A 16,875-nucleotide genomic window follows, 5' to 3' on the forward strand; every position below is an offset into this window, starting at 1 on the left:
CGTGGACGCGATCAGCCGGGCCGGTTGCCGGTCGGGATCACGATCTTGGTCTGCGCCCCCTTGGTAAGGTAGTACGTGGTCCACTTCTTGATCATCTCGTCGAGGAGCCAAGCGGCGGACGGCACCAGCGGCAGCCCGATCACCCCCTCCCTGAACTGGACCAGCAGCGGCCAGGCGGTCTTGATGACCGGGTCCCACAGCGGCTCGCGCGGGATGCCGTTCCACTCGGCCACCTGGTCGCCGGTGAGGTAGCGGGAGAACGCGTTGACGAGCGGCTTGTCGATGCCGCCCGGGCTGGTCAGCTCCGCGAGCATGTTCCGCAGGATGTTGTTGAGCTCCACGCCCTCCGCCGTCGGCCCCATGTTCCTGGGCAGGACGATGTCCGACTGAGCGTAGGAGGTATCCCAGGTGGCGGGGATGAACTCGTCCCTGATGCCGAGCATGTGCGCGAGCAGTTGCAACGAGTGCAGGTACGCCGTGGACTCCCCGGAGGAGATGCGCACCTTCCATGCGCGCATGCCGCGCATGGAGAAGGTCGCCAGGGTGTGCCAGGTGACGAGCATGTCCTCCTGGCTGATCGGGATGGGGCCGGACCAGTGGGGCGACGACTTGAGCAGATGCCGTACGGCCGCGTGCACCAGCCGGGTCTTGACGGCCTCGACGACGGCCGTGCCGCCGGGACCCCAGGCGTTCTGCGGCCGGACCGCGTACGCCAGGATGTTCGTCTTCGCGACCCGGTCCTTCAGGTCGGCGCCACCGGCCGAGTAGTAGACCGCGCGGGCCTCCTTGGGAATGGCGGTGGCCAGCATGCCGGCGCCGACGATGGTGAGGACGACGATGTAGTTCCCCTTGAGGACGTGGAAGCGGGCCGCGGCCTCGAGCTTGGCCTGGTCGGCCCACGGCGGGAGCCGGCGTGCCTGCTCGATGAAGGCCCGGAGGTCTTCAGGAAGCCCGGCGGGCAGGGGCTGGTCATTGCGGTTCCAGTCGTACAGGAGCCGGTTGACCTCGGGGATGACGCCCCGGTCGAACAGCGAGGCGAGAAGTGGATCGGCGACGTCGTCCCACACCCACCGGGGGTCGGCGCCGCTGCCGGAGCCCGCGACCGAGCCGCTGGCCGGCCAGGTCCAGCCGTCCGCCAGGGCGTTCGCCTGGGCCGGTGAGGCGATGCCCAATGCGCCGAGCGCTCCCAGCGCGGTGCCTGAGATCAGTATGTCGCGCCTGCTCAACTCTGCCATGGCCTGCACTCCTTCGAGGTGGGGGTCTCGCTCAGGGCAGTCTTGACCGGCTCGCCGGAGATCCATCCAGCAGGGAACGCACCGTCGCCGCGCCTGCCAGGTTCTCCCACGCCGCTTCCTCCTTCTCGTACGATGGCGAGAAGTGGGTGACACTAAGAAACAGAATTTGAGTCCGTGTATCATCATGAGAACACGTCGTTACGGACACCACAAGACCCGCTCTTGAGACAGACTCGATGCAGAAGGTGAGCGTGGAATCCGTGCTGTCCGGCTTCATGGCGCCGTCAGGCAGCGCGGGGTGTCGTAACGCCGAGAACAGGCCCAAGGACTTGCCTGCCTTGCCGCCGCCGTTGCAGGGCACGCCAGCGGAGTCGCGGCACGGTATGACAGCAACGAGGCTCTCCGGTAGAGGTATCGGTTCTTGGTCGACTGCTGTCTTACCGAGAGCTTCTTCTCATGCCAAACCGCCCCGGCGCCACCCCTGCCGACCTGCGCAATCAGGTCGGAAAAGCCTCACTAGTGTAAATTTATCTTTTCGGGCATGGGCTTGATACTGGCCCAACCCATATCCCCCGAACGGGCAAACGGTGGCAGAAAGACCATTCGGCGACCGTCGTGGCCCGCAAGAGTCTCGCGTACTGACCTCAGGGTCAAGCTCGAGTGACCGGTTCCGCGTTCCGTCCAGCAGACCTTCCTCAGCAATAGGTCGGGAGTAGTGGCCGTTTGCACGTTGCGCCTGATCGTGGCTGAGCGCAGCAACGGTTAGAGCACATGTTGCGCGAGCCTGTTATTCGTTGGACCGTGCCATTACGATCGGCTGAGCGCATCGCAAAGGGTCTGTACGGGGATGGAATCACTCTGCGGTGGCACGGTCCCGTCTCATTCATCGTGGAGGATTCGCCATGTCCAATCCCTACGGGCAGCAGTACGACCCGAACAGAGCGCAGCCCTCTGCTCATGGTGCACCGCCTCCCGGCTACGGAACGGTGCCTCCTTACTACCATCAGCAGATGCGCAACGGATTGGGCATCGCCGCGCTGGTCATCGGTATCATCGGAGTGCTGACCGGGGTGATTCCGATCCTGTTCTTCGCCTCCGGCACCCTCGGCCTTTTAGCGGTGATCTTTGGTTTCGTCGGTCGCGCCCGGGCAAGCCGCGGCACCGCCTCCAACGGCGGCTTGGCATTGTCGGGAGCCATCCTCGGCCTCATCTCCATGGGACTCGCAACGTGGGGACTGGTTGTCACAGTGAGCGCCGTGGGCGACGCGGCAACACAGCTCGACAAGGCGCTCGCCTCCGCCACCGCGTCCCCTGAAGGGGCCGATCCCAGCCCGACGAAGAGCCAGACACGCAAACCAGTCCCGCTGGGTGCTGTCGCAAAGGAGCCTCCGTTCTCGTTGAAGGTCGTGTCCGTCAGCCGTGAGCAGACCGTGAGCAGTTCCATCGACAGCCACAAAGCTCAGGGTTCCTACGTCGTCGTACAGGTCCTGGTGAAGAACACCAGCAACAGCCCTGCCTCGTTCGACGGCACCGACTCAGGCCTCCTGGACAGCGACAGCAAACAGTACAACGTGGACTCGGACGCGACGATCAGTCAAAATCTGGAGACGGGCCAGGGCTTGTACGACGAGATCAACCCCGGCCAAAAAGTCACCAGGGTGCTGGTATTCGACCTTCCGAAGAAGGCGAAGCCCGTCGTGATCGCCATGTTCGGCGCCGAGGGCTCCGACGGAGCGTTCATGTACCTGGTCAAAAACAGCGAGTTGGCCTCGCCGGCGTGATGCGGGCCTTCCGACCAACCCGGGTCTTAAGGTGTGCCGGTCTTGCTCACAGGTGTGCCGTCACGCGAGATGAAATGCCCCTGCAACCGCCTCTCGGCCACGCGCACCGCGTCCACCCGGGAGGTGCGCCAGCGGCAGTGGCAGTGGCAGTGGCAGTGGCGAATACGACCGAGGGGCCTCGGTGAAGCCCCACAGCCATCTTATGGGGGCTTTGCGGCTGTCGAGTTGAAAGGGACTCACGGCTTGGGAGAAAAGGCAAGCCCATCGACCTTGCCGCAACTGTGTGAGGGAGCGTTTCGAGGGTGAGCACCTGCATCTGATGAACGGGAACATCTTGTAAGGCTCCGGCCGCCCGTATCGTTTTGACCAGGCTAAACACCCATCATGCGATGCTCGTCTACAAGGCGTCCGGAATGTGTCTGTGCGAGGGCAGGCCGGGCAAGCCTGCTGCGGCTGATCCGCTCACGCTCCACCTGCCCGATGGCCCGAGATTCACTGACCGCCGTCGATGACGCTCTTGCGCGGCTCCCGTCGCCGGGCGCGATGCCGAGCCAGCTGCGCGTACGTGGCCGACGCCTCGGGCAAGCGGCTGAAGAACCTGCCCAAGCCCGGCGGCTTGAGCGAAGTCGTACATGGTTCGTTCGCTGTCGGGCCTGCCGGTGTCGCGGACTTCGCTTTCGCGCCAGGCGAGGTCTGCGGAACCGAGGATCACCCGGCTCTGGTAGGTGATTCGGAAGGGACATCGGAGGTGGAGCGCGAAGTCGCTGCACCTGTCGTCGGCCAACGTGTTCGACGGTGCGGGGTCGAATTCGATGATGCCCATGTTCAGTGCCCGGCCCACGCCGATCGCGTGCAGCCCCAGGAGAGTGCGGAGACGCTCCTCCAGACGAGGATGATGATGAGGCGGGTCGGGAAACAGGGTGGTCCTCCGAACGGCTCCGGCGCTGGCGCTGACCTTGAAGAGGCGGTTCGAGCGTCTCGGGGATTCGCGCTGATGTCCAGCACCGGTCTGGCGGCTCGGACGCCGTCCGTCCTTCACCAGGATCTGCTCCAGCTACGCGAGCTGGGCATCATCCTCCCCCGCCTCCTGGGCAGCAACGCCTTGCGCCCGGCGGTCTCGCGAGCGTCGCGCGTGCCGATGAAGCTCATTCTGGCGAAAGCATGAGGTATTGATCGACCTCGACACCGGCCCGCGCCGCCGCCAGCCAGCCGATGAGGTCCGCGCCGATCGAGATGCCCTTCTCCCGGGGCTCCTCGGCGTCGCGGAACTCCTGCACCACGGTCAACGTCGCCTCCCAGCCCCGGTCACCGGCGAGATCGCGCAGCGTCCGCGCACCCCGGTCACCCCACGCCGTCAGCCTGCCGAACACCTCCTCCAACTGGTCCGACCCCACCTGCCGGCCGAGTGCGAGGGTCCATGAACTGAACCCGTACGGCCTGCCCGTCTTAGGGGACGGGCGGCCGTGCCGGGTGGACTCGTCGGGTGCGACACCGAGCGCCTGGGTCACCGATTCCGGGTCACCGTCATCGGCGACCAGGCGCAGGTACACATTGAACATGCGCTACTTCCACTTGTACGCCGACTTGATCTTGGCCTTGCCGTCCTTGCTGATGAGCCAGTAGTAGCCGTCCGACCCCTTGTAGACGTCGAAACTCGAGACCTTGGCGCCACGTCCGAGCTCTTCACGCTTGAACTCGTGCGGATCGAGATCGTACCGCTCCCGCAACTCCTGCTCGAGACGCCGCTCCTTCACCTTGTTGAAGTCGACGCTCTCCTCGGCGGCCTCCTCGGCGGCCCTCTCGGCGGCCGCGCAGTCCTCGCCGGGCCGCTCATCCTCGTTGTGGACGAGCACGTCCACCCCGCCCACGACGACGTGGTAGCTGTTCAGACCGGTGACCGTGAGGTTGTGCACACGCTGCTCACCCGCCGTGCGCTTGGTGACGCCGGCGACCCTGACGCGGGTCTGGCCGCTGGTGAGCAGCCAGTTCGGCCGTGGCCTCGACGGTGCCCTCGACCGTGCTCAGGTCACCGTCGGTGTCGACCGAGACCTTGACCAGGTTCTTGGCGCCGTCACCCACGATGACGGCCTGGACTCGTCTGACGCCGCGTTCACCGGTCCGGGGATCGGCCGCCAGCACCTCATCGCCCACCCGGACCTTTTCGATCGGCTTGGTGCTTCCGTCAGCCATCACCCACATGGGTGCCGGGCACGAAGCTGTTCGCCCGTTTAGGCCGTGAACAGGCGCGGCCGAGCGCGGCGGTGGCCTCCGCACCTTCTTCGAGGCCAACTTCAGCCGGTCCTTGGCACTCAGCCAGTTTTTGAAGCGGCGATGGCGTCACCCGTCAGGCCACATTGACGCACCCCAGTCAGTCGTGCAGAGCGCAGGTCGCTCGAAACGATCCTTCGACATTCACCAATGGGTCGACGCCAGGCCGAACACGACTTCTTGGTGATGGGCGCCACGAACCAGGCAAGATGACCTCATGTCCACCGCGCCGGAATCAACCACGTCCTTCTTGCTCGAACGCCTGCACGCGGCCGGTCTGACCGACGTCGTCGCGGTCGAGCCGGTCACCGGAGGCCTCGCCGCGACCGCGGGGCTCGCGCGCCGCGGTGACGGCACGTCGGTATTCGTCAAGGCGTTGACCGAGCCGCCATCGGGTGACGTCTTCGCCGCAGAGGCAGAAGGGCTCACCGTGCTGCGCGAGGCGGGCGGCGCCGCCACACCCGAGATCATCCTCGCGGACCGCGCCCTGCTCGTGCTGTCCCCACTGCGACCCCGGCCGGCGACCGAGGCCTTCTGGGAGCAGTTCGCTCACGCGCTCGCCCACCTGCACACCACCACCCGGCACCCCCGATTCGGATGGCGCCGAGACAACTGGCTGGGCCGTCGCCGGCAGGTCAACACCTGGAACGACGACGGCCACGAGTTCTTCGCCCAGCATCGCCTGCTGCGCTGGCTCGACGAGCCTCGCGTCAGGGAGGCGCTCGACGCCGCGGACCGAGCGGCACTCGAGCGGCTGTGCGACCGGCTGCCCGAGCTCCTGCCGGTCAGGCCCGCGTGCCTGACCCACGGCGACCTGTGGGCGCAGAACATCATGGCCACCCCCGACGGGCGACCCGCGCTCATCGACCCGGCCGTGTCGTACACATGGGCCGAGGTCGACCTGGCCCACCTGTGGACCACGGCGCCGCCACCCGAGTCACACGTGTTCTTCGACCTGTACGCCGAGCTGACCGGACTCGATCGCGACTGGCGCGAACGCATGCCGATCCTCCAATTACGCCAGCACCTGGCAGTGATCGCCCAATTCGAGCCCGACTGGGGCGCCGCCGACATCGTCCGCGCCGCACTCGCCCCCTTCCGGCGACGGCCCGGAGATCAGTCAAGGAGACGCCACACGACATCTGCCGCGGATCCAGCGTCCGAAGAGCTTCCGAAGCCGACCACGACCTGCTGGTCGGCCGGTCGGTGACCACGTTGTCACCGTGACGCAAGAGGCCGTTCTCATCTTGGCGTGATTACTTTGCGTAGTGATGTACTACGCACAGTAGTCGCAGGTTGCGAGAGGGGTCTCCATGCACCACGTCCTGACCAAGATCATGGCGGTACTCGCCGCCCTGGCGACGCTCAGCGTCGCCACCCCCGCACCCGCCCAGGCGGCGGTCCCCGCCTACTTCGTGATGACCGACATCACCCGCGAGAACTTCGTCGTCCAGCTGACCGACCCCGCCCAGATCCAGCACGCCCGCGACCTGATCAGCGGCACCACCACGGACAAGCCACACGTCCTCGGACGCATCGTCAAGAGACCCGCCCCCTACAACCCGCGCTGGAGCTACCAGCTGAACCCCGACACGATCAGCTTCTTCGACTTCGGGATCGAGGTCTGTGACGCGACCATCCCGTACGTCGAAGACCACCTGGACGAGGCCGGCGGAGCGTTCCTGCCCGGCCTCGTCTGGTGCCCGTGGACCTCCAGAATCGTCCGCGAGATCCAGGCGCTGTAGCCCTGGCGTCAACACCGCTGTCGCGGCCCCCGGAAACCGCTCCGGGGGCCGTTGGTATCACTTGGCGCGGCTCCATCCGGCGCTTTGGTAGATCTTTTTACGCTCTCGCGTCCGAACGGAATGCCGTCGGCGCCTCTTTTGCCGGGGCTGCACCCCCGACCAGAGCTGTCGATCACGCCTTCCGGAGCGCTTGACCTGCGGGAACATCCGGTACGCTCGCGCTACCCACAGGCTTCCGGTTTGTCCCCATAAATCACTTGTCATCATCATTGTCAGGGATCTATATGGGTTAAATCCGGACTCGTCCGGGAGGTCCCCCACTTCCATGACCTCAGATATCCAGAACGAACCTCATGGTGGGCCGCGCACCGACACGGACGGCCGCCAGGACACGCAAGCGACGCACCAGAGCGCGCATGGGAAGGGCACGGCCTCCCAAGAGCTGGGCCACGACTCTCCGGAGAGGCCGGACACCCCCTCGGGCCCCGACCGGGACAGCACGGGTCAGAACGGCATGTACCAGAACGGATCCCCCCAAGGCGGCTCCCACCATGAGGGTGCCGGCTCGTCATCCGTGGCAACCCGTCCTGCACCAGAGCCGACCCACGCCTCCGACGACACGCTGCCGCACGAGAGCACGCCACCGCACGAGAGCACGCCACCGCACGAGAGCACACCGCCGTCCGGCACACCAACGGCAACGCCTACCTCAACGTCAGGCGGCCCTGCCCCCACGCTGATCCCGCAGCCCACTTCGGGCACACCGACCTTCACCGCGACCCCGTCACCGACCCCGACTCCCACGACGTCGGAGTCGTCCTCCCCCACCCCCACGACGTCGGATTCGTCCTCCCCCACGCCTTCCACCTCCGAGTCCCCGTCGGCCACCCCCACGCCCACCAGCGAAGCCGAACCGGCCGTCACCTCCACTTCAGCGGCGGCGACGGCACCTTCGACCTCGCCGGCCTCCACGCCGGAGGCCGTGGCCGACGAGGGCTCCAACGCCCCACCGCCGGCCCCCAGCGCCACGGCTTCCACCACCGTCCCCGCACACTTCAACGCCGCGGTGTCCACCGAGCAGGCGGGCTCCTCCTCAGCGACACTGGTCACCTCGGCCGTGGTGCTCGTGGTCGCCCTGCTGGCCGTGCTCGCGGTGCTCGTGGTCAGGTCCCGCCGGACCCGCCCGGCCACCGCCGTACCCGTCGAGCCCGTCCCCGTAGCTCCGGTCCCCCAGCACGTCTTCGCCAAGCCCGACGAGGACTACCCGTGGACGCGGCAACTCCTCGAAGCCCTCGAGGCCGTCACCGCCCTCGACGAACAGGACAGTGCCAAACCGAGCGCGCCGCACGACCCGGAGCAGCCCGGGACCGGCTCCGGCACGGACCCTGAGGCGACCGCCGCCTGGACCCCGCCCTTCAAGCCCTCCATCCCGCCTGGCCCCCTGGAGTCGCTCTTCGACTCCGGGCCCCGCGATCCAGGCACCGACCCCGCAGCCGCCTCCTCGTCGGACAACCTCGCCCCCACCGAGAACGAGCCCGTACGCAGGCGGCTCGGCGACCAGCCGGCCGGCGATGACGACGACACCATGCCGGGAAGCACCACTCCGTAGTCCTGGCGCGGCGATAAGCGACCGGAGCCCCGCAGGACGGGCCGGGTTCGTACCACGCGCAGCACAGCGGCGCCGCACAGGTACGAGAGCACCCCGGCCCATGGCAGCCCGGTCGGCCCGTGGTAGCCGGGGCCGGAGAAGGCGACGAAGAGCAGCCCGGCCAGCACAGCGGCCAGGCCGAGCACAGTCGCACCATCCCGCCACGGACCGCGCTGCTCGGCGGAACGCAGCACCGACCGGCGCAGCTCGATCCGTGCGAACAGGGCGACCAGGACGACGAGGACGAGGGCACAAGCCGCTGTCCACGGCACCCGCCACAGCAGCCACGCCGTGGAGTGCGGCGGGGGCTGCCGCAGTACACCGGTCGGGAACAGCAGAGCGCCCGCGACCGCCGCCGCTGTCATATGCCAGAGGAACACGGTCAGGATGACCGCGTTGACCGCGATCACCACACTCCACGGGCCGGTCCGGCGAAGCCATCGGTTGGCCGCGGGCGCAAGGGCCAGGACCAGTCCGAGCTGCGTGGCCGCGAGCGCCATCAGTGCCAGGGTCGGCGGAGCCGTGTTGTACCCGACCATGGCGACCGGGTACGGGCCCACCACGGTCAGTCCGATCAGGGCGACCAGGCCGCCGGCCATGACCGCGAGCGCCTTGCCGCGGCTCAGCCGCAGGAGCCCGTCCCGCCAGCAGAAGCCGAGCTGGTAGATCGCCATCCAGGCGAACAGGTAGGTGCTCTGACCGACGACCGGCACATGCAGGCCCCTCCGCAGCGGGTCGGCGACGGCGACGATGACCACCGTCGCCAGCGGGGCGGCAAGCCCCGCGCGGCGGTGCAGCGCGTGCAGCCACGGCGTGAGCACCGCCAGGACGAGGTACGCCAGCAGGAACCACAGCGGGATGGAGGCAAGCCACGCCGCATGGCCGAGCAGCTCGCTGCCCACCCCGGCCACCGTTGCCGCCACCGATACCAGCGGCAGCACCACGAACAGCGCAGTCGTCGGCCGCAGCAGCCGGTCGGTCCGTCTCAGCACCCAGCCGATGCCGTCGCCTCCGGAGGCGCGGTGCGAGGCCATTGAGGCGCTGCCGGCGTAGCCACCGACCAGGAAGAAGATCGGCATCACCTGGAACAGCCAGGTGACCGGGTCCAGCCAGCGCAGGGTGTCCAGCGCGTTGTACCCGGACAGCCTGCCGTCCCGGTAGGTCACGGCGACGACGAACCAGTGCCCGAACACCACCAGGCAGATGGCCAGCGCGCGCCACATGTCGACGCTGCGCTCACGACTTTCCGGCGTACGCGCCGCCAGGTCGCGCACCATCGCCGCCGGCCCCCGCATGACTGCAACCCTCGCTCACCGTGGATCATCGCGCGACACTTCGCCACCGGAGCGGAGGCGATGGTGGCCCCGTCCCCCTCACCTGCGGTTTCTAATCTCGGATGGAACGATCCGTCCGTCGTCCGTCGTGGAAGCCCTGTCGGCGCGGTCCGCTCGATGGAGGACCGGGCCGAGGCGACCCGGCGCAGGACCGCCCTAGCGAGGTGCTGCGAGGACGTCCTGGAGCACGTCCTTCAGCGTGACGCGGGCCAGCTCGCGCCGGAGGGTCTCCTCGATGCCGTCGTAGATGCGCTGCATCGCCGGCTGGATGCCGTAACCCACCACGCATTCCTGGTCCGGGGTGGCGCGGTGGAGGGCGAACAGCGGGCCGGGTTCCACCGCTTCGTACACATCGAGCAGCGTCATCGACTCCAGGTCGCGCGCCAGCGACCAGCCCGCACCCACTCCACGCCGGGACTCCACCAGCCCCGCCCTGCGCAGGTCGCCGAGCAGCCGCCGGATCACCACGGGATTGGTGTTCACGCTGGACGCGATCTGCTCGGAGGTGGCGATCTCATGGCCCTGGCGCTGGTAGAGGCCGATCCAGGCCAACGCATGGGCGGCGATGGTCAACCTGCTGTTGGCGCTCATGCACTCGTCCTCTCGGTCGCAACTCTCGATGTTACGACACGTCTGTCGTAACACATATGGTTGCGACAGGATGTCGTAACTACTACTGTTACGTCAGTCGAGATGGACAACCAGTGAGGTGAGAAGAATGAACAAGCCACTGACGGGCAAGGTCGCCCTGGTCACCGGAGGGGCCCGCGGGCTGGGAGCCGCGACCGTACGGCTGCTTGCCGAACAGGGCGCCGACGTCGCGTTCACCTACGTCAGCTCCGACAAGCAGGCGCAGGCCGTCGTCGACGAGGTGCGCGGCAAGGGAGCGAAGGTCGTCGCGTTCAAGTCCGACCAGGCGGACACGCGCCAGGCGCCGGCCCTGATCGACGACGTGGTCGCGCACTTCGGCGGCCTGGACATCCTCGTCAACAACGCGGCGATCTCGGTCAACGCCACGGTGGACGACCCGCATGCCGACACCGCCGCGCTGGACCGCATGCACGCCACCAACTACCTCGGCGTGATCGCCATCATCCGGGCCGCCTCCCGGGTGCTGCGCGAGGGCGGCCGCATCATCACGGTGAGCTCCGGGCTCGGCACTCGAGCCGGCGTCCCGGGCGTGGCCGACTACGCCGCGACCAAAGCAGGGATCGAGCGGTACACCATGGGCGCCGCCCGCGACCTCGGCCCCCGAGCCATCACCGCCAACGTCGTGGAAGCCGGGCTGATGACGGGCGGCATGGAGCCGCCGGACCCCGAGACTCTCAAGGCCCTGCTCGGCTCGCTGTCCCTGCAGCGCTTGGGCCACCCCGACGAGATCGCCGCGGCGATCGCCTTCCTGGCGAGCCCCGCGGCGTCGTACGTCACGGGCGCCGTACTGGACGCCCACGGCGGCTACAACGCCTGAGCATCCCGGATGTGGCCGCCTTCAGCGCTGGGACACACGCCTGATGAGTACTGTGATCCAGGCATCGACGGAGATCGACCTGGAGGACGCCGCGGTGGCGCGCAAGAAGCCGGAGGACTCGACGGCCCCGGAGAGGGCGATGAGCGCGACCGGTGACCTCGTCTTCGCCGTGTCCGACGGTGTTCTGCTGCTCGACGTGGCCGGACCTCTGCAGGTGTTCGACAGCGCCGGTGGATACCGGGTCCGGCTGGCCTCGGTGGACGGGCGGCCCGTTCGCGCCGACGTCGGCATCTCGCTGAGCGTCGACCTCGCGCTGTCCGAGTTGGACGGCGACGTGGACACCCTGGTGGTGCCGGGATACCCGCGGGACGAGTACGCCGGCGTTGCCCCTGAACTGGTGGACGCCGTGCGGCGGGTGGCGGCCGGCGCCCGGCGGGTGGTCTCGGTGTGCACGGGCGCGTTCCTCCTGGCACGAGCGGGGCTGCTCGATGGTCGGCGGGCCACGACGCACTGGGAGGCCTGCGCGGCGTTGGCGGAGACGTTTCCCGAGGTGCGCGTAGAACCTGACGCCATCTACGTGCGGGACGGTCCGATCGTCACCTCGGCGGGGGTGACCGCAGGGATCGACGTCGCCCTCGCGCTCGTCGGCGAGGACCGGGGCGAGGAACGGGCCCGTGCGGTCGCGAAGTACCTGGTCGTGTTCCTGCAACGTCCTGGCGGCCAGTCGCAGTTCCGTGACCGCGACGCCGTGGCCGGTCCGCGCTCCGCGACCCTGCGTCGGGCGCTGGACCTCGTGGCCGCTCACCCGTCCGGCGACCATCGCCTCACCACGATGGCCGCCGCGCTCGCGGTCAGCGAGCGCCACCTGAGCCGTCTGTTCCGTCGCGAGCTCGCGATGACGTGCGGCCAGTTCGTCGAACGCCTCCGGGTCGAAGCCGCGCAGGCCCTCCTGGAGTCCGGCGAGGACACGGTGCCGGACGTCGCCCGCGCCTGCGGCTTCGGCTCGGGCGAGACGATGCGGCGGGCGTTCCTGCGCGTGCTCGGCGTCCCGCCGTCGGCCTACCGGCACCGCTTCCGGCTCGCCGGTCAGAGAACCGCACCGTGACGACCGGCGGTCAGCCGACGAACCCGAGAACGATGAGCCCGAGGCCCAGAGGCACGTCGAGGGAGATGCAGGCTTCGGCCAGCGACGGCGCCACGACCAGCTTGCGCCGGAGGTGGATCACGTCCCAGATCGCGTGGCTCGCGAGCGCGAGGCCGGCCACGACCACGCCTGCCTGAGGTGTGCTGAACACCGCGATCACGGCGGCACCGCCGAACCCGACCACGGCGAGGGCCTGGGCGAGGAGCGCGGACCGTGACACCCGCAGGGCAAGGCCGACGACGACGAGGACGACGGCCGTGCCGCCGAGACCGGCCCACCAAGCTATCCCGATCAGCTCGCTGACGACGACGACCAGGCTGACGCCGAGGGCGGCCGGCCACACGGTCCAGGGTTCGCCCAGCGCCGCTGCGGCGAGATAGCACGTGGCCGCGACGGCCAGGGTGATGGCCAGGGACTCCTGGTTGCTGCCGGTCACCAGGGAGAGGATGGCGACCGCCAGTCCCAGTGCGGTGGGCCAGCGATGCAGGACGACGTGCCGGCGGCCGGCCGTCGACGAAGGGGCGCTCATGACGGGGACAGTACGAGAGCGCGACACGGCCGTGAACAGAATGACCAGACATGTGGAATTGATGGCCGGAAGCGTGGAGTCGTACGCATTGTCAGGCCACCCGGCTGACCTTCCGCCCGACTTTGTCGGTCGTTCTCGCCATACTCGCCGCTGTCGATCAAGAGGATGCAGGGTGGAGGCATCGGCATGAGCGTGGAGCGCACGCTGACGTTCGTCGGCGGGGGTACGGCCAAGTTCTGGGCGGTTCGCCAGGACGGCGCGGAGCTGCACATCCGGTACGGGCGGCTGGACGCGGCCGGTCAGACGCAGGTCAAGTCGTTCGGCTCGGCCGCCGCCGCCACGGCGGCCGCGGACAAGCTGGTGGCCGAGAAGTTGCGCAAGGGCTACACGGAGGACGAAACGGTCTCCGCGCCGCAGGTGGCTTCGGCCGCAGGCGCCGGCAGCGTGGACGACGAGGACCGGCTGACGATGCCGGCCGCCTGGTTGCGCGCTCTCCACCCCCGGCGGGGCGGAGCGAAGGTCTCCGTGAAGCGGCCGGACGCCGGCGCGCCCGAGAAACTGGCCGCCGAGCTGGACAAACGCCGGAAGGTGCTCGCCGAGATGGTGGCGAAGTGCCCGGATCCTGAGCTCGCGTCCGCGGGTGCGGCGTACCTGGCGGGGGATCCCGCCGGCACACCGCTGGGCGCCGCGGTGGTCGCCAAGGCGGTGGCCGTGTCCCTGTCGTGGGCCGAGCGCGAGATGCTGTCCCTGTTCGCGGAGACCTGGCTGACCGAACGCGGCCTGGTGTTCGCGGCGGTGGCCGTGACCGAGCTGGCCTCGCTGGATCACGTCCACGACGGGGGCGGCACCTGGACGATCCGGCAGCTGGCCGACGGCGAGGCCCCCAACCAGTTGTACGGCTGGACCTCCACTCAGCAGATCGACGCCCGGGTCCGCGCCGTGCTGGCCGCCGCGTCCGACGCCGAGTACGCCGAGGTCGTCGCCGCGCTCGCGGTGAGCCGCGAGGGCGGGCTCCACCACCGCGTGGCGGCCTCCCACCTGGCGCCTGCCGAGACCGGCTGGGTCACGGCCGACTGCGCCGAGGTGAGCCAGAACCTCCCGGCTCTCGCCTACCGCCTGATCGCCGCCATCAGCACGCCGGAGCACGCCGAGCTGATCACGGACCATGCGCGCGGTCACTACATAGGGGACTCCTTCGCCCTGCCCGCCACGGTCGTCGACGGCATGGGCGAGGCGGCCGTGCCGCTGCTGGCCGTCTGGGTGGACCACGCCTACGGCGCGGACAGCCGGAAGCGGCTGCTGAGCGTGCTCGCCGACCTGCCGTACGACACGGCGATGCGGGCACTCCTCGACCGGATCGAGCAGAAGTACACCCAGCCGGCCTTCCTGCGCGCGGCCTCCCGCTTCCCCCGCCGCGCGATGCGGATGCTGGCCGAGTCCGGCGGCAAGGTCGTGGACCTGCTGCTGCGCGCCCATGTGGCGGCCCATCCCGACCTGGTGGACGAGGTGCTCGCGAGCCTCGGCGACGCCGCCGCCGAGCGCGTCAACAAGATCGTGGCCGTTGGGACCGTCGCCGCCGCTCCGCCGGAGGCCCTGCCCGCGGTGCTGGCCAGCCCGCCCTGGACCCGCCCGCGCAAGGCACGCAAGGTGGTCGTGGTGAACGGCCTGGCGTGCACCGACGAACCGGCCCTCGTGTGGGCGCCGGGCGAGCAGGACAACTGGCGTTCGCCACGGGCGGGTGAAGGTTCATGGGATCGGACCTGGGGCCGGAGCTGGGAGGACATCGCCCGCGGGATCGCCAAGGGCCAGAACGGCCACTGGCGTGAAGAGATCGCCCTGTTCGTCGCCGGGCCCGAGGAACTGGCCGCGCCGCTGCTCGGGAAGTGGCGCCCTCGCGACCTGTGGGGGGCGGGCGACTGGATGCCGAGTGTGGTGGCCAGGTTCGGGGCGGCGGCGCTGCCCATGGTGCTCGACAGCGCCCGGCGCGCCCCCGGCTCGGTCGCCACGTCGCTGCTGCCGTACGCGGCGCCGGAGGTCGCCGTGCTGATGGCCGAGTGGCTGGCCCGGCTGAAGTCCGTACGCGCCACCGCCCTGGCCTGGCTGCACCGCCACCCCGGAGCGGCCGCCAGGGCACTGATCCCGGCGGCTCTCGGCAAGCCCGGCGTGGCCAGGCTCCGGGCCGAGCAGGCGCTGGCGGCGCTGGTCGCGGGCGGCCACCGCGACACCGTGGCCGAGGCCGCCGCAGGGTACGGCCCCGCCGCCGAGGCCGCGATCGCCGACCTGCTGGTGGCCGACCCGCTCGACGCGCTGCCCGCCAAGATGCCCGTGCTGCCCGAGTGGACGGAGGTCGCGATCACGACCCCGATCCACCTGCGCGGCGGCGCGGGCGCGCTGCCTCCCGAGGCGGTACGCCACGTGATGACGATGCTGGCGATCTCCAAACCCGGCAACCCGTACGCCGGGCTCGCCGTGGTCAAGGAGACCTGCGACGGCCGCAGCCTCGCCGACTTCGCCTGGGCGCTGTTCCAGTGCTGGCAGGCGGCCGGCTACCCGTCCAAGCAGAACTGGGTGATGGACACGCAGGCGCTGCTCGGCGACGACGAGACCGTACGGCGGCTGACCCCGCTCATCAGGACCTGGCCTGGTGAGGGCGGGCACGCGCGCGCGGTCACCGGCCTGGACCTGCTGGCCTCCATCGGCTCCGAGGTCGCGCTGATGCACCTGCACGGCATCGCCGAGAAGAGCAAGTTCAGCGGGCTGAAGAACCAGGCCAAGCTCAAGATGGACGAGGTCGCCGCCGAGCTCGGCCTGACGCCGCAGGAGCTGGCCGACCGGCTGGTGCCCGACTTCGGCCTGTCCGCCGACGGCAGCCTGACCCTCGACTACGGCCGCAGGCAGTTCGTGGTGGGCTTCGACGAGCAGCTCAAGCCGTACGTGGCCGACGCCTCGGGCAAGCGGCTGAAGAACCTGCCCAAGCCGGGCGCCAACGACGACCCGGAGCTCGCGCCCGCCGCCCACCGGCGCTTCGCCGGGCTGAAGAAGGACGTGCGCTCCGTGGCAGGGGACGCCATCCACCGGCTGGAGCAGGCCATGGTGAACCGGCGTCGCTGGAGCGCCGGCGACTTCGGCCGGCTGCTGGTCGGCCACCCGCTGCTCTGGCACATCGTACGGCGGCTCGTATGGGGGCTGTACGACCCGTCGGGCCAGCTCACGGGCACCCTGCGGGTGGCCGAGGACCGCAGCTTCGCCGACGTCGAGGACGACACGCTGACGTTGCCCGAAGACGCCCTCGTCGGCGTGGTGCACCCGCTGGAGCTGGGAGAGGGCCTGGCCGCCTGGTCCGAGGTGTTCGCCGACTACGAGATCCTGCAGCCGTTCCCGCAGTTGGGCAGGGAGACGTACGAGCTGGATCCGGCGCTGGTGGCCGAGATCGAAGCCGCCAAGATCCCCACCCGCGCGGTGATCGGCCTGGAGCGGCGCGGCTGGCGGCGCGGCGCGCCCCAGGACGCCGGCTGGCAGGGCTGGATCGAGCGGGACGTACCCGGCGGCAGAACCATCACGATCGGCCTCGATCCGGGCATCTCGATCGGCTACCTCGACTTCGCCGACGAGCAGACCCTGGTGGAGCTCGGGCTGGACGGCCTCGACCCGATCACCACCTCCGAGATCCTGCGCGACCTGAGAGACATCACCCGATGAACGAACACGCCGGCGTGATACCCC

Annotated in this window: 15 protein-coding genes; 7 read left to right on the forward strand and 8 right to left on the reverse strand. The window is 69.3% G+C overall.

Going from position 1 to position 16,875, the window contains the following annotated elements:
• Positions 1-11: 11 nt before the first annotated feature.
• Positions 12-1,235: an oxygenase MpaB family protein gene (locus ABD292_RS25210; RefSeq protein ID WP_344211293.1), complete on the reverse strand. Its 1,224-nt coding sequence runs from the start codon at positions 1,233-1,235 to the stop codon at positions 12-14.
• A gap of 902 nt (positions 1,236-2,137) precedes the next feature.
• Between ABD292_RS25210 and ABD292_RS25215 the strand changes: the two genes are divergently transcribed.
• Positions 2,138-3,016 (forward strand): DUF4190 domain-containing protein, encoded by an 879-nt coding sequence (locus ABD292_RS25215; RefSeq protein WP_344211295.1) that lies wholly within the window; start codon positions 2,138-2,140, stop codon positions 3,014-3,016.
• A gap of 565 nt (positions 3,017-3,581) precedes the next feature.
• Entirely contained in the window at positions 3,582-4,181 is a 600-nt protein-coding gene (locus ABD292_RS25220; RefSeq protein WP_344211297.1) for a hypothetical protein, read from the forward strand.
• Here the strand turns inward: ABD292_RS25220 and ABD292_RS25225 are convergent.
• From ABD292_RS25225 to ABD292_RS25235, 3 genes are read right to left on the reverse strand one after another with little or no spacing between them, the layout of a single operon-like run.
• On the reverse strand, positions 4,162-4,575 hold the full coding sequence (locus tag ABD292_RS25225) for a DUF4279 domain-containing protein (RefSeq protein ID WP_344211299.1): 414 nt from the start codon (positions 4,573-4,575) through the stop codon (positions 4,162-4,164). The genes ABD292_RS25220 and ABD292_RS25225 overlap by 20 nt on opposite strands.
• Before the next feature lie 3 nt (positions 4,576-4,578).
• Positions 4,579-4,929 carry a hypothetical protein gene (locus ABD292_RS25230; RefSeq protein ID WP_344211301.1) on the reverse strand — a complete coding sequence of 117 codons (351 nt, stop codon included), beginning with the start codon at positions 4,927-4,929 and terminating at the stop codon, positions 4,579-4,581.
• 7 nt (positions 4,930-4,936) lie between these two features.
• Complete coding sequence (locus tag ABD292_RS25235) at positions 4,937-5,206, reverse strand: hypothetical protein (RefSeq protein ID WP_344211303.1); 270 nt, start codon at positions 5,204-5,206, stop codon at positions 4,937-4,939.
• Between the two features lie 295 nt (positions 5,207-5,501).
• Here ABD292_RS25235 and ABD292_RS25240 point away from each other — a divergent pair, with 295 nt between their 5' ends.
• Positions 5,502-6,494, forward strand: coding sequence for a fructosamine kinase family protein (locus ABD292_RS25240; protein WP_344211305.1), 993 nt, complete (start codon positions 5,502-5,504; stop codon positions 6,492-6,494).
• Positions 6,495-6,597: 103 nt separating this feature from the next.
• A complete protein-coding gene (locus ABD292_RS25245; protein ID WP_344211307.1) occupies positions 6,598-7,029 on the forward strand; it encodes a BP74-related protein in 432 nt (143 codons plus the stop codon).
• Positions 7,030-7,533: 504 nt separating this feature from the next.
• Here the strand turns inward: ABD292_RS25245 and ABD292_RS25250 are convergent.
• From ABD292_RS25250 to ABD292_RS25260, 3 genes are all read right to left on the reverse strand, one after another.
• Positions 7,534-8,139, reverse strand: coding sequence for a hypothetical protein (locus ABD292_RS25250; RefSeq protein ID WP_344211309.1), 606 nt, complete (start codon positions 8,137-8,139; stop codon positions 7,534-7,536).
• A gap of 150 nt (positions 8,140-8,289) precedes the next feature.
• Complete coding sequence (locus ABD292_RS25255) at positions 8,290-9,972, reverse strand: acyltransferase family protein (RefSeq protein WP_344211311.1); 1,683 nt, start codon at positions 9,970-9,972, stop codon at positions 8,290-8,292.
• Positions 9,973-10,167: 195 nt separating this feature from the next.
• Positions 10,168-10,602, reverse strand: a complete 435-nt coding sequence (locus ABD292_RS25260; RefSeq protein ID WP_344211313.1) for an Rrf2 family transcriptional regulator — start codon at positions 10,600-10,602, stop codon at positions 10,168-10,170.
• A gap of 127 nt (positions 10,603-10,729) precedes the next feature.
• Between ABD292_RS25260 and ABD292_RS25265 the strand changes: the two genes are divergently transcribed.
• Positions 10,730-11,479, forward strand: a complete 750-nt coding sequence (locus ABD292_RS25265; protein WP_344211315.1) for an SDR family NAD(P)-dependent oxidoreductase — start codon at positions 10,730-10,732, stop codon at positions 11,477-11,479.
• Between the two features lie 43 nt (positions 11,480-11,522).
• Complete coding sequence (locus ABD292_RS25270) at positions 11,523-12,584, forward strand: GlxA family transcriptional regulator (RefSeq protein WP_344211317.1); 1,062 nt, start codon at positions 11,523-11,525, stop codon at positions 12,582-12,584.
• Positions 12,585-12,594: 10 nt separating this feature from the next.
• On the opposite strand, the gene ABD292_RS25275 is transcribed toward ABD292_RS25270, so the two are convergent.
• Positions 12,595-13,152, reverse strand: a complete 558-nt coding sequence (locus tag ABD292_RS25275; RefSeq protein ID WP_344211319.1) for a hypothetical protein — start codon at positions 13,150-13,152, stop codon at positions 12,595-12,597.
• Positions 13,153-13,338: 186 nt separating this feature from the next.
• Between ABD292_RS25275 and ABD292_RS25280 the strand changes: the two genes are divergently transcribed.
• Positions 13,339-16,851: a WGR and DUF4132 domain-containing protein gene (locus tag ABD292_RS25280; RefSeq protein WP_344211321.1), complete on the forward strand. Its 3,513-nt coding sequence runs from the start codon at positions 13,339-13,341 to the stop codon at positions 16,849-16,851.
• Positions 16,852-16,875: the final 24 nt, after the last annotated feature.

Source organism: Nonomuraea bangladeshensis (assembly GCF_039529455.1).
GTDB lineage: Bacteria > Actinomycetota > Actinomycetes > Streptosporangiales > Streptosporangiaceae > Nonomuraea > Nonomuraea bangladeshensis.

What these genes read in the sequence shown, in the direction of transcription:
- ABD292_RS25210 (WP_344211293.1), bottom strand. Translation starts at nt 1,235, where the DNA reads ATGGCAGAGTTGAGCAGGCGCGACATACTGATCTCAGGCACCGCGCTG.
- ABD292_RS25215 (WP_344211295.1), top strand. Translation starts at nt 2,138, where the DNA reads ATGTCCAATCCCTACGGGCAGCAGTACGACCCGAACAGAGCGCAGCCC.
- ABD292_RS25225 (WP_344211299.1), bottom strand. Translation starts at nt 4,575, where the DNA reads ATGTTCAATGTGTACCTGCGCCTGGTCGCCGATGACGGTGACCCGGAA.
- ABD292_RS25235 (WP_344211303.1), bottom strand. Translation starts at nt 5,206, where the DNA reads ATGGCTGACGGAAGCACCAAGCCGATCGAAAAGGTCCGGGTGGGCGAT.
- ABD292_RS25240 (WP_344211305.1), top strand. Translation starts at nt 5,502, where the DNA reads ATGTCCACCGCGCCGGAATCAACCACGTCCTTCTTGCTCGAACGCCTG.
- ABD292_RS25245 (WP_344211307.1), top strand. Translation starts at nt 6,598, where the DNA reads ATGCACCACGTCCTGACCAAGATCATGGCGGTACTCGCCGCCCTGGCG.
- ABD292_RS25255 (WP_344211311.1), bottom strand. Translation starts at nt 9,972, where the DNA reads ATGCGGGGGCCGGCGGCGATGGTGCGCGACCTGGCGGCGCGTACGCCG.
- ABD292_RS25260 (WP_344211313.1), bottom strand. Translation starts at nt 10,602, where the DNA reads ATGAGCGCCAACAGCAGGTTGACCATCGCCGCCCATGCGTTGGCCTGG.
- ABD292_RS25265 (WP_344211315.1), top strand. Translation starts at nt 10,730, where the DNA reads ATGAACAAGCCACTGACGGGCAAGGTCGCCCTGGTCACCGGAGGGGCC.
- ABD292_RS25270 (WP_344211317.1), top strand. Translation starts at nt 11,523, where the DNA reads ATGAGTACTGTGATCCAGGCATCGACGGAGATCGACCTGGAGGACGCC.
- ABD292_RS25275 (WP_344211319.1), bottom strand. Translation starts at nt 13,152, where the DNA reads ATGAGCGCCCCTTCGTCGACGGCCGGCCGCCGGCACGTCGTCCTGCAT.
- ABD292_RS25280 (WP_344211321.1), top strand. Translation starts at nt 13,339, where the DNA reads ATGAGCGTGGAGCGCACGCTGACGTTCGTCGGCGGGGGTACGGCCAAG.